Origin of the sequence: Parageobacillus caldoxylosilyticus NBRC 107762, assembly GCF_000632715.1 — a bacterium.
Classification (GTDB): Bacteria; Bacillota; Bacilli; order Bacillales; family Anoxybacillaceae; genus Saccharococcus; species Saccharococcus caldoxylosilyticus.
In genome coordinates, this window is record NZ_BAWO01000016.1 from 1 (window position 1) to 13,061 (window position 13,061).

The window sequence follows — 13,061 nt, forward strand, 5'->3', positions numbered from 1 at the left end:
TTTTTTGCGCGCCGCTATAGTCGCCCCTATTTAATCGTTTTTTCGCCTCGGCGAGCTGCGAGCTTGCTTTCATTAATTGTTTTTCTGTTATCATATCGGTAAATAACATCATATCGCTTTTCAAAATAGCATTGTCTAATTGTTTGATTGTCGTTTCTAAAAGCTGTTTCGCCTGAGGTTGGGCGCTTTGTTTATATTTCTCCATTAATTGGGAAATCGTCTCTAAATTACGCATGATGTCGCGTTTTATATGTTTAAAGTCAATCGCCGCTTGCGCCATTTTTTTCGTAACGGTTTGTACAATGACATCTTTTGTTTGCAATTGCAAGCTTGTTTGCCATTCGGAATCGAAAAGGTTGTCTAAGCTAGTGGATGGATCGGCTTCTTCGTTGAGTGCCGGAGGCAATGAGGCTTCGATCTCTGTCAATGTTTCCAGCATCGTTTGTCTTGCAGCAAGTTCTCTTCCGTTTTCTTGCAGCTGCAATGCTTTCGCGAAAGAGTCCGTTAGTTTTTTCCCAAGCTCTGGTTCTTTGTTTAATCGCGGCATCGTTTCCGTTTTAATAAAGTCGAACGCTTTTTCTAAGTTTGCTTCACGCTGAAGTGTTTTGATGGCTTTGCGAACAGCATCATATACATGTTGGTTTAATAGTTCTTTTTCATTGGTTATATCTTTCATCTGTTCGCTTTCCAAATTTGTAAGACTAGTAAGGAGCTGTTCGCGGCCGCTTTTATCCAATTTTGCCGCTTCAAACATTGCTTTGGTCAGCTGCGCTACGATGTTCTTATCCGGAAAACGATGAAGCTGCTGGCGTATTTCCCGAATCGCCGCTTCAATGGTCTCCGCCTTGGCAATTGTTTGTTTTATTTGTTGAATCGTTTCAAGTAGATCAGCATGCGGCTTTTGTTCTTTTGCTGCCGCAGCTTTTTCTATTTGTTCAAGTGTGCGAATGAGATGGTTTTTCGCGAATGTTTCCCGGCCGATTTGTTGTAACATCAAAGCGTCTTTGATGGCTTTTTCCATTTTTTGCTGTATTTCCACAGGCACATGGTCGTTATGAACAAGCTGCGCGCGAACCTGTGCCAGCGCCTTCGTCAAATCGGCTTCCTTCATGACCTGACTGCGCACGTCTTTCACTAACTCTGCAAGATTTTGGGACCGTTGAGTGTTCACTCCATTGGCATGCAGTGCTTCCTCTTCTGCCTGCGTTAACGCCTGAACTAAACGAACACGGGCTTCCCCTTCGCGGCCTTGTTGCTGAAGTTGAACGACTTCTCGTAACGCTCGGTCGACTTTCTTCGCGATTTCTTGATCCATCTCCGGCGCATCCACGATGTGTTGACGAACGTGTTCCACTGCTTTGGTCAGTCTCGGTTCGCTTGTTACCTGTTCACTCACTTGTTTCACTTGGTTCGCCACATCGCGCATAAGCGGATTCTCTTGCTCAACAGATTGTTCTAACTCCGCTAGCGCTTGAACAACTTGACGGCGCGCCATTGCTTCTTGCCCGTTTGCTTTCAGCACCTGCGCTTCTTCAAGAACTTGGTCGACTTTTTGTCGTACTTCCTCCGGCACGTTGTCGTTATGAACAAGTTGCGTGCGGACCTGTACCAATGCTTTCGTTAAATCTGCTTCTTTCATTACCTGGCTGCGTACGTCTTTCACTAGCTCTACAAGATTTTGAGATGACTGAGGTTTCGCTTCATTGGCACGCAATGCTTCTTCCGCCTGTGTTAACACCTGCATTAAACGAAGACGGGCTTCGCCTTCACGGCCTATTTGCTGAAGTTGTACCACTTCGCGCAGCGCTTGATTCACCTTCTCTGCTACTTCCCGATCCATTTCCGGTGCATCCACGATGTGTTGGCGAACGTGCTCCACTGCTTTGGTGAGATTCGGTTCGCTTGTTACTTGTCGTTTTACTTGGTTCATAACATCGCGCACGTTCGGTTTCTCTTGCCCAACAGATTGTTCCATCTCCGTTAATGCTTGAACAACTTGGCGGCGTGCCATTGATTCTTGGCTGTTTGCTTTCAGCACCTGTGCTTCTTTAAGGACTTGGTCGACTTTTTGTCGTACTTCCTCCGGCACGTTGTCGTTATGAACGAGTTGCGTGCGGACCTGTGCCAACGCCTTCGTCAAATCGGCTTCCTTTATTACTTGACTGCGTACGTCTTTTACCAGTTCTATCAGATTCGCAGACGGTTGGGGTTTCGCTTCATTGGCACGTAATGTCTCCTCTGCCTGCGTTAACGCCTGGACTAAACGAACACGGGCTTCCCCTTCTCGGCCTTGCTGCTGAAGTTGAACGACTTCTCGTAACGCTCGGTCGACTTTCTTTGCGATTTCTTGATCCATCTCTGGTGCATCCACGATGTGTTGGCGAACCTGTTCCACTGCTTTGGTCAGGTTCGGTTCACGCAATGCTTGTTCACGTACTTGCTTCACTTGATTTGCCGGCTCTTGTGTGCGCAATTCTTGTTCGGCTTGCGTTAATGCTTGAACCAAACGAACACGCGCTTCCCCTTCTCGGCCTTGCTGCTGAAGTTGAACGACTTCCCGCAACGCTCGGTCAACTTTCTTCGCGATTTCTTGATCCATCTCCGGCGCGTCTACGATATGTTGACGAACCTGTTCCACTGCTTTGATCAGGTTCGGCTCACGCAATGCTTGTTCACTCACTTGTTTCACTTGATTCGCCACATCGCGCACGCTCGGGTTCTCTTGCCCAACAGATTGTTCTAGCTCTGTTAATGTTTGAACAACTTGGCGGCGCGCCATTGCTTCTTGGCCGTTTGCTTTAAGCATCTGCGCTTCTTTAAGAACTTGGTCGACTTTTTGTTGCACTTCCTCCGGCATGTTTTCGTTATGAACGAGCTGCGTGCGGACCTGTACCAATGCTTTCGTTAAATCGGATTCTTTCATGACCTGACTACTCACATCTTTTACGAGTTCTGCAAGATGTTGAGACGGCTGGGCCTTCGCTTCGTTTGTGCGCAATACCTGTCCAACTTGATTCATTCGCTGCTTCGCCATTTCTAACGATCTTTCCGTTTGGCCAGCTTGTTTGCTTGCAAGCTCGTTTTCAATTTGCGCGAATGCTTGAATAAGACGGTCTTTCCCAGCTTTTTGAGTGCTGGACAAGCGCTCCATGAATGTTTCGATTTCTGCCGCCGTTTTCTCATCTACATGACTAATAATTTCCGTTTTTAATCGTTGAATCGCTTCCGGCAAATTATTGGTATTCCGAATGATTTCTTTTGCTTTTCGCAGCGCCTTTACCGTTTGTTCAGCTCCATCATGAACTTGCATTTCTGGTGTTTTTGAGTTGGCTGCTATTTCATCCTCCAATTGTGTCAATGCCTGCACTAGCTTTGCTTTGGCAGAAAGAGGATGTCCTATTTGCCGCAATCTCTCTACTTCCTGGAGACTTGCAGCTATTTTTTCTTGAACATCATGAGAAATGTTTTTGTTATCCACCATCTTTTCTTTTACAAGCGCAATCGCTTTGTCCACTAACGGCTCACGTTGCACATGCTCACGTAGTGTTTGCACTTGCTCCGCTAGGTCATACTCACTCATTCCGCGTTGAACATGCTCTCCTTGGAAAACAGATTGTTCTAATAACACTAATGTTTGCACGATTTTACTGCGGGCAAATGATTCTTGACCTTTTTCATGGAAAACGACCGCTTCACGCACCGCTCTATTTAAGACTTCCGATACATCTGTTTCTGCCGTTTTGGCTAATTCGGCAACGCGTTCAATGACTTTGGCAAAATTCGGCTCGCGTTGAATTTCTTTACGAACATTTGCAATTACTTCTTTTGTAACACGGCCATTGTTTTCCATTTCTTGTTTGGTAAATGTAAAGCTTGCATCCAGTTGTTTCGCAATAGACGTTAACACTTCACCCAGAGGCTTTCCATGCAGCGCCTCATGAACCGCTGTTATCTGCGCGTTCGTTATTTCTAATTTTTTATTTACTAAAGCATGAATCGTATCTAGTTTTTGCTCGTCCGTACCCGTGGCTTCAGCGAAAAATGTTTTTAATACGGAAACCGTTTCTTTCGTTAGCGGCATTTCTTTCGAGAGCAGCAATTGGGCCGCTTGTTTTAACTCGGCGGGCACATTTTCCCCTGCGCCGAGTTGGGTTAAAAGCGTTGTGATATCATTCGTTTGCGGCTTTGCTGCGGGTTGAGGCCGGGGGACTATTTTTACTACAGGAACATCGCCTTGTTGGGTTGTTACCTCTATCACCACACGTCCTTCTTGAGGCAATTCCCCTTCTACTTGAACACGAACATCCGTTCCTTTTATATTCACTATCGCTTCATTAGCACTCATTTTTTCTTTTATCGTTGCCTCATATGTTTCGCCATTTTTTAATATGATCGGTTGTTCATACGCGAAAGCTGCCTGTCTTGCTAGGGAATTTCGAATTTCCATCACTATCACTCTCCGCTCGACATGTCCTTACTTTTAATATCGGCACATCTCCAGCGGATGTTTACTGACTAGTCATGACCGAATGAGGGTGAAGGAGGAGATGTCTGTCGCTCCGGCTTGACGCAACACTTTCGCCGCATGCCTTAACGTCGTCCCTGTCGTATAAATATCATCGATTAACACGATACGCTTCCCTTGTAAAGACGTTTTTCCCGAAAACTGAAAAACGTTTTCTGTCCGCAGCCGCTCACGGCGCGATTTTTTGGACTGTTTTTCAAGGTGATGGCGTGTGAGGATATCGTGGATGGGGAGAGCGAGTAGCTCGGCAAGCGCCTTGGCCTGGTTAAAGCCGCGTTCGTACAGCCTCTCGGCGCTGAGAGGAATCGGAACGATCAGAAAGGTATGGTCAAAATGACGATAAAATTCACGGCAAAACTCTTCTTGAAACGCTTGGACAATCGCGTAGTCGCCGCGGAATTTCCAAAGCGCAACCACTTCTTTCATCCATTCATTGTACATATATACCGACCGATTTTTCGTTAATACATCTTTCCACTCATCGTCCTCTTGCCAACGAACACAATCCGCGCATAATCGTCCCTGACGATGCGATGGTTCAAGGCCAGCAAACGGACGGCCGCAAATATCGCAAATTTCTCCGTTCATTCTCATAAACGCATGGCGGCATTTCGAACAAAGACAATCCACTTTTTCTATTGTCAGCAAATGCCGCCAACTCATCATCGGATTATACGGCGTATGGCAAATCAAGCAATTCATTGCGTTTTCAGCAGCCCCCTTTCCGCCGCCTCCTTATTCATTCTCTCCATCTGCCGTTTTGCCGCGATCATTTGCCGCGTTTTTCCGTAATGGAAAAAACGGATGTCACCGCTTGGATATTGGGCGCTTCGGCCGACGCGGCCGGCGATTTGCACGAGCGCGCTTTCTGTAAAAATGTCGTCTTCGGCGCCAAGCACGGCGACATCGATGTTTGGAACGGTCACGCCGCGTTCCAAAATCGTCGTAGTGACAAGAAGCGGAATGCGTCCGTCGCGAAACGCCTGCACTTTCTCGGCGCGCTGCGGATCTTCCGCGTGAACGCCTTCGATCCGCTGATCTAATTGCTTGAGGATGCATACGACTTGCTCGAGCACATCAATATGGGGGACAAATAAAAACGCTTGTTTTGCCGTTTTGATGCGGGATTGGACCCAGGCGAGGACATTGCGGGGAAGACGTCTATGCTTTAACTGCCTGCGCCAGTTGCTGCACCATTCGAAAGATGGAACAGGAAGGGGAAAACCGTGGTAGCGGGCGGGAATGGTGACCGCTTTTCGTTTGCCGCGCTTGATTTCCTTCTGCCAGGCTGGATGGGGAGTTGCGGTTAAATAAATCAGACTCGATGCCTCTTTGCGCGCTTTGGCGGCGGCATATTCCAGCATCGGCTCGACCGAATACGGGAAGGCGTCGACTTCGTCAATCACCATCACATCAAAAGCGCGGGAAAACCGTAAAAGCTGATGGGTGGTGGAAAGGACAAGCGGGGCGAATTTGCCGCGGTCGTCGCTGCCGCCGTACAAGGCGATCAATGGGACGCTGGGAAATGCTTGTTGCAAACGAGGGAAAAGCTCGCGCACAACGTCGGTTCTTGGTGTGGCGATGCATACGCGCTTTCCCATTTCCAGCGCCCGCGCGATACCCGGAAACAATACCTCCGTTTTGCCGGCGCCGCACACCGCCCATACGAGCAATTCGCCATTGTGCACGACCGCGTCCTCCACCGCATCGGCGGCCCGCTGTTGGCCTTGGGATAACGTTCCGTTCCAGGAGAGCGGGGAAAGATAGCGGTCCTGAGGGAAAGAAAAGCGGGATACGACGAGCGGGGTGCATGTGCTGACGCGCCCCATCATGATGCATTTGCGGCAATACGTACAAACCGTTTGGCAGCGGGCGCAAGGAAACGATGCAAAAAAATGATGCTCCTCGTTTCCGCACCTCATGCAGCGCCATCCATGCTTTGTTTTCATCATCCCTTTTTCGTAAGAAAGATAGCCGTGTTCGTAGTGCGCTTGAATGAGATCGAGAGGAAATGGAAGTTCCTCAAGGAGAAGCTGTTTTCCTTCAAGAAAAGAAAGGAGTTCTGGGGAGTAAGGAAACTCGGGGTGCATCGGGATAGAAGGCATGGAATCGATATGGCTAATCGGTTTAGCAGCTGGATCATTGGCTTTTGCCAATACTTCTGGGATCAATCTTCCTTCACTCACGATAAAACGCATACGTTCCCTCCATTTTCAGATGGTCCATCCCTATGCCGCATAAGGCTTGCGGCATAGGGAAAGCAACACTATGGCTGATACCATGTTAGTCCTAACGCGCCTTCGCCAAGATGGGTGCCGATGACAGGGCCGAAGTAGCTGATCATAAAATCGACATGCGGATACTGGCTTGCCAGCTCTTGTTTCCACTGTTTGGCATCATCAGGGCGGTTGGCGTGAATAATCGCCGCTTTGAGCGGCACTCCTTTGGCAGCGTCTTCGGCAAACAATTCTTCAATGCGTTTTACTGCTTTTTTGCGCGTGCGAATTTTTTCAAGCGGAACAATCACTTTGTTTTCAAAGCAAAGCAGCGGCTTAATTTGCAAAAGCCCGCCGATAAACGCCTGCGCTCCCGTCAGCCTGCCGCCGCGCTGCAAATGCGATAAATCGTCCACCATAAAGTAAGCGCGCAGCGTTTTTTTCATTTCATCCATTCGTGCGATGATCTCTTCCGGCGTCTTCCCATCAAGCGCCATTTTCGCCGCTTCGATCGTGTAAAAACCTTGGGCCATGCAGCTGATTTCCGAATCGTACGCATACACCTTCAGGCCATCGACCATATTCGCCGCCGTCAGCGCTCCTTGATACGTGCCGCTAATGCCGCTTGAGAGATGGATGCTTACGACCGCGTCGTAGCCTTCATCACGGAGTGATGTAAATAATTCGACAAACTCGCCAACCGGGGGCTGGGACGTGGTCGGCAGCTCTTTTTGTTGCCTCACTTCTTCATAAAACTGCTCGGCCGTAATATCGATTTCCTCGCGGTACGTCTCTGCGCCAAACGTAACGCTGAGCGGAATCATATGAATCTTGTACCTATCTCGTACTTCTTTCGGAATATAAGCCGTGCTATCGGTGACAACAGCAGTTTTCATTCGTTCCTACCTTCCTCGCCTATATAGTCTTTAATACCTATTATAGCGAAAAATGGAACGAATTTCATTAATTGTTTGGCAACAAATACGAGGCCATCTTTGCCGAATGCTTACCAAATCCGACAGGCGCCGACAATGCCAAGAATGAATGTATCAGCGCACTTCGACCCATCCGTTTTTAATCGCTACGACAACCGCTTGTGTACGATCGTTGACATTTAGTTTTTGCAAAATATTGCTTACATGATTTTTCACCGTTTTTTCGCTGATGTACAGCGCTTCGCCAATTCCACGGTTACTTTTTCCATCCGCTAGCAGCTGCAATACCTCGCATTCGCGGCGAGTTAACAGATGGAGCGGCCGGCGCACTTCCTGTTTTCTGATTTTGCTTTCGTCTTTGCCCGAGGCCAAACGCCGGTATTCGCGAATTAAATTATGGGCCACTTTCGGATGCAAGTACGACCCGCCTTCTGCGACGACTTTTACCGCTTCAATTAATGTATCGGCGTCCATCTCTTTTAATAAATAGCCTGTCGCCCCTGTTTGCAGCGCGCGCATCACATAATTTTCATCATCATGAATGGAAAGCACGACAACTTTCGTCTCAGGATACGTTTCCACCAACTGTTTCGTCGCCTCGACCCCGTTTATATTTGGCATGTTAATATCCATCAAAACGATGTCTGGACGATATTGTTCGACAATGGAAAGCACTTCACTGCCATCCGCGCCATCGGCGACGACTTCAAATTCTTCCTCAAATTCTAAAATGCGTTTAATCCCTTCCCGAAATAGTTGATGATCATCAATGATTGCAATGCGAGTTTTCATTTATGCCTCTCCTCCCTTTTTCATCCTGCATTGGAATGTTCAGTGGAATGCGAATAAACACCGCCGTACCGAATCCCACTTTGGAACGAATCGTTAACGTTCCTTCCAGCAATTCGACTCGTTCTTTCATGCCGATCAGCCCAAAGGCATTTTCTTTTTTGACAGTGGTGTCAAATCCTTTGCCGTTATCTTTTACCATCACAAGCAGCTGATCGCTATTGATCTCCATCTTTACTTCAATGTGCGTCGCTTCCGCGTGTTTAAGGGCATTTTGTACTGATTCTTGAACGAGTCGAAACACGGCTGCTTCCATACGGGACGGCAGTCTCATTTCTTCGCCGACGTGCACAAAGGAGACGGTAACCCCTTTACTATAGTCTTCGATAGTTTGTAGGTATTTTTTAAGTGTAGGCACTAAACCTAAATCGTCAAGAGCCATTGGTCTTAAATCATAAATAATCCTGCGCACTTCGGAAAGGGCGGAACGAACCATTTTTTTGAAATCGCGGATTTCGGCAATCGCTGCATCAATGCCGCGGTCTTTTAATACTTTCTCTAGCAGGTCGGAACGAATCATGACATGGGCCAGCGTTTGTGCGGGACCATCATGAATCTCGCGCGACAATCGTTTTCGCTCCTCTTCTTGCGCTTCAATAATTTTAAGACCAAACTCTTGCTTTTGTTTCGCTCCTTCAATAAATTCTCCAACTTGGCGGAAATCGCTGTCTAAGTAATGAAGCACAACGGTAATTTGCCCGACTAAATGCTCCGCGCGTTCAATGATCTCTTTCAATCCGGCTAAGCGCCGCTCAAGCTCATCGCGCCGCAGCCGCAGCTGTTTTTCCCGTTCGCGAACCATCGCCAATTCCATGTGCAATGCATGCGCCTTTTCGTATGCCTCGCGAATCTGTTCTTCGGAATGGGAGGAAAAATTTTGGCTCACTTCGGAAAGGTGGCGGCGGGAAAGGCGCGCTTTTACTTCAAGCTCGTCCGCTTCATCAATCGTCTGCTTCGTCAGCCGTTTAATTTCGATAAGCTCCTGCAGCAGCCGTTCGTGTTCCTGACGCGATTGTTCGCCAATTTGGAAAATTTCATTCTTGCTATGTTGAACCGTGTTGATCATTTTTTCGACAATTTGATCCAATTGTTTTGTATCGAAAAGTTTGTCTGCAGACATGCCAAATCCCCCGTAAACGCCTAGTTCTGTCGCTGCCAGGTTTTATATACCAGCGCCAAAAAAATTTATTTGAAGGAAAAATGTTGTCGATTTATAATAAGAAAAGCATCTACTTTATCAATCTATTTAAAATTAGTATAACATGTTTTTGTTAGAAATTAGGCAAACTTTTATCGAAAATTACAGCTCTTTTCTCTTCCAGCGAGGTGATTTTTGTTTTGTTGCAAAAGTATTATACCGTAAAGGGGTACGGAGAAAACGAGATTATTATCGAAAAATCCCGTTTTATCTGTTATATCAATAGAGCCACAACGGAAGAAGAGGCCGTTCAGTTTATTCAAAAAATCAAAAAGAAGCATTGGGATGCGACCCACAACTGTTCCGCTTATATCATCGGCGAGCACGATCAAATTCAAAAAGCAAACGATGACGGCGAACCGAGCGGAACGGCAGGCATTCCCATGCTCGAGGTGCTGAAGAAAAAAGGGCTAAAAGACACGGTTGCCGTCGTCACCCGCTATTTTGGCGGCATTAAGCTTGGCGCTGGCGGTCTTGTCCGCGCTTATGGCAAAGCGGTATCCGAAGGGTTGAAAGCCGCGGGCATTGTCGAACGCCGCCTTGCGCGCGTCATGCATGTTACCATTGACTACACACGGCTTGGAAAAGTCGAAAATGAGTTGCGCTCTTCGATATATATGATTAAGGACATCCATTATTCAGAAAATGTCGAGCTGGAAATTTTCGTTGATGAAACAAAAAAACAAACATTCATCGAATGGATGACGGAACTTACCAATGGAAGGGCGGAAATCGTCGAAGGGGAAACGGAGTATCTCGAAACGGACGTCTCTTAAAGCGGGCGCACAGTCAAAACGATGAAAAGGAGTTTTTATGATGGTAAATGAAAGAAAACGGCTTAAAAAGATAAAAAAGAAAAAACGAAGAAGACGCATATTATTTGGGCTATTTGTTTTCAGTTTATTATTGTTAGTTAGCTGCTTAGGATATGCTTCATTTTTAATGCATAAAGCCGAATCGGTGATTAACAAATCGTATGAAGAGATCAGAAACGATAATGGAAAGCATCTGGACCCAAAAAAGGATAATTTCTCTGTACTGTTTATCGGCATTGACGATAGCAAGTCCCGCAATTTTAAAAGCGATACCCGATCCGATGCGCTTCTCCTTGCCACGTTTAACGCGAAAGACAAGTCGGTGAAAATGGTGAGCATTCCGCGGGATTCGTACGTATATATTCCGTGCAAAGACAAATACGATAAAATTACACACGCACATGCTTATGGAGGCGTAAAATGTACGGTCGAATCCATTGAAGATTTGTTTGATATTCATATCGATTATTACGTCAAAATGAATTTCTATGCCTTCATGGATGTGGTGGATGCACTAGGGGGAATCAAGGTCGAAGTGCCTTATGACATTAAGGAAAAAGATTCCGAAGATCACCGTAATGCGATTGTACTGAAAAAAGGAGTTCAGACGTTAAACGGCGAAGAAGCGCTCGCCCTTGCGAGGACCCGAAAAAAAGATAACGATATCGAACGCGGGAAACGCCAGCAAGAAATTTTAAAAGCCATTTTGAAAAAAGCAAGCAAGGCCAGCTCCATTACAAAATACGACGATGTCATCGAAGCGGTTGGAAACAATATGAAAACAAACCTCACATTTGATGACATTAAGTCATTAATTTATTATGTCACAAGCAGAAAAAATATCCATATCGAATCACTCCAACTCAAAGGGACAGACCAAAATGACGGGGTTTATTACTACCAGTTAGATGAGGAGTCTGTGCAAGAAGTAGCAAATACGCTTCGAAAACAGTTAGAGTCATCGGATGAATAGCGGATGGATAAAAAAGGTCATCTCGATACAGACGAGATGACCTTTTTATTTCATTTTCTCATTTGCATAGCGAATGCCTCGCACAATTTTTAAAATTGGACGGTAATTGTGACCAACTAATCCGATTTTTTCAGCGACTAACTCCAGCGCGAGCACGACAATGGCCAATATAACCATAGATACCCATGCGGCAGCTTTGGACAAAATGATGGCCACCAGTCCAAACAAAGCGCTCATGCCGTAAATAATGAGAACGGTTTGGCGATGGCTATATCCAAGCCGAAGCAAACAATGGTGCAGATGCGACTTATCTGGCGCTGACAATGGCTGTCTTTTAAGAAGACGGCGAATAATCGCAAAAAACGTATCTGAAATTGGCACACCCAAAATAATAACAGGAATAATAAACGAAATCGCTGTGACGTTTTTAAACCCAAGCAAGGAGAGAACAGAAATCATATATCCTAAAAACAGAGCTCCTGTATCTCCCATGAAAATTTTAGCAGGATGAAAATTATAAATCAAAAACCCTAAAATGCTGCCGAGCAAAATAAAACCCATGCCTGTGACAAACATGTCACCTTTTAAAATGGCCATCCAGGAAATGGTTACTAGCGCAATGGCAGAAACTCCAGCAGCTAGCCCATCCAGCCCGTCAATCAAATTAATGGCATTGGTAATCCCTACAATCCAAAGAATCGTTAATGGAATGCTTAAAAAGCCGAAATGCAATTGCGAGCCAAACGGCAAATTAATGTATTCCACTTGCACTCCACCAAATACAACAACGACAAAGGCAGCTAACAGCTGTCCCGCTAATTTCACTTTTGGAGAAAGTTCAAATAAATCATCCAAAAATCCGGTAATAATAATGATGACGCTTCCTAATAAAATCGGGACCTCAAACACATTATCCGGATCTAAAAACACAACTCCTACCATAAACGCGATATATATCGCCAATCCGCCTAAACGCGGCATTATTTTCTGATGCACTTTCCGTTGATTTGGACGATCAGTTGCGCCAATTTTAAACGCCAACTTTTTGACAAGCGGTGTTATAAGCACGGAGGTCATAAAGCAAATCAACAAGGTAATAAAATAAGCCATAAAAAATCCTCCTTAACTTTATCATAACCACTCATTCTTTTTTCTTGTCATCATGATTTTGCATTCCCATCAAAATATTGGGAAAAATAACATGAAATCACTATGTATCATTGGTGTCAATCCGGACATAGTATAAAAAAAGACATTTTGACTACCAATGAGGATTATAACATAGACATACAAACTATTAAACAATTAATTTTACACACTACTTGTTTCATAACTTGTTTCTTTATATATCATTCGAAAAAAGCAATTCCTATAAGGGGAATGAGGACAAAAATGGTTTAGAAGTAATCAGAACAACGCTATCGTTTATACTAGTCTTTTACTTTGCATAAACGGATAGATATGTTGAAAAAATGTTTGCTATGGATGGATGTCAAATTTTTGAGGTAGGTAATGGTTATGTAGGATAATTCATGCATTTTGTATAATAT

At 45.5% G+C, this 13,061-nt stretch carries 8 protein-coding genes and 1 pseudogene; 2 read left to right on the forward strand and 7 right to left on the reverse strand.

Annotated features, from left to right (window positions below):
- The 6 genes and pseudogenes from GCA01S_RS06045 to GCA01S_RS06070 all read right to left on the reverse strand — a co-directional run.
- A pseudogene (locus GCA01S_RS06045) lies at positions 1–4,447 on the reverse strand (hypothetical protein); the annotation flags it as partial.
- Between the two features lie 72 nt (positions 4,448–4,519).
- Positions 4,520–5,227: a ComF family protein gene (locus tag GCA01S_RS06050; RefSeq protein ID WP_042408145.1), complete on the reverse strand. Its 708-nt coding sequence runs from the start codon at positions 5,225–5,227 to the stop codon at positions 4,520–4,522.
- On the reverse strand, positions 5,224–6,723 hold the full coding sequence (locus GCA01S_RS06055; RefSeq protein ID WP_042408148.1) for a DEAD/DEAH box helicase: 1,500 nt from the start codon (positions 6,721–6,723) through the stop codon (positions 5,224–5,226). Before GCA01S_RS06055 ends, GCA01S_RS06050 begins: the two co-directional genes overlap by 4 nt.
- Positions 6,724–6,791: 68 nt before the next feature.
- Positions 6,792–7,637, reverse strand: a complete 846-nt coding sequence (locus GCA01S_RS06060; protein ID WP_042408151.1) for a DegV family protein — start codon at positions 7,635–7,637, stop codon at positions 6,792–6,794.
- 153 nt (positions 7,638–7,790) lie between these two features.
- Entirely contained in the window at positions 7,791–8,468 is a 678-nt protein-coding gene (locus tag GCA01S_RS06065; RefSeq protein ID WP_017436409.1) for a response regulator, read from the reverse strand.
- Positions 8,443–9,645: a sensor histidine kinase gene (locus tag GCA01S_RS06070; RefSeq protein ID WP_042408154.1), complete on the reverse strand. Its 1,203-nt coding sequence runs from the start codon at positions 9,643–9,645 to the stop codon at positions 8,443–8,445. Before GCA01S_RS06070 ends, GCA01S_RS06065 begins: the two co-directional genes overlap by 26 nt.
- Before the next feature lie 218 nt (positions 9,646–9,863).
- Here GCA01S_RS06070 and GCA01S_RS06075 point away from each other — a divergent pair, with 218 nt between their 5' ends.
- Together GCA01S_RS06075 and GCA01S_RS06080 are read left to right on the forward strand one after the other, a co-directional pair.
- Positions 9,864–10,499, forward strand: a complete 636-nt coding sequence (locus GCA01S_RS06075; RefSeq protein ID WP_042408155.1) for a YigZ family protein — start codon at positions 9,864–9,866, stop codon at positions 10,497–10,499.
- Between the two features lie 40 nt (positions 10,500–10,539).
- Positions 10,540–11,511: an LCP family protein gene (locus GCA01S_RS06080; RefSeq protein WP_042408157.1), complete on the forward strand. Its 972-nt coding sequence runs from the start codon at positions 10,540–10,542 to the stop codon at positions 11,509–11,511.
- Between the two features lie 45 nt (positions 11,512–11,556).
- Here the strand turns inward: GCA01S_RS06080 and GCA01S_RS06085 are convergent, their stop codons facing one another.
- Positions 11,557–12,621, reverse strand: coding sequence for a glycosyltransferase family 4 protein (locus tag GCA01S_RS06085; protein WP_017436413.1), 1,065 nt, complete (start codon positions 12,619–12,621; stop codon positions 11,557–11,559).
- Positions 12,622–13,061: the final 440 nt, after the last annotated feature.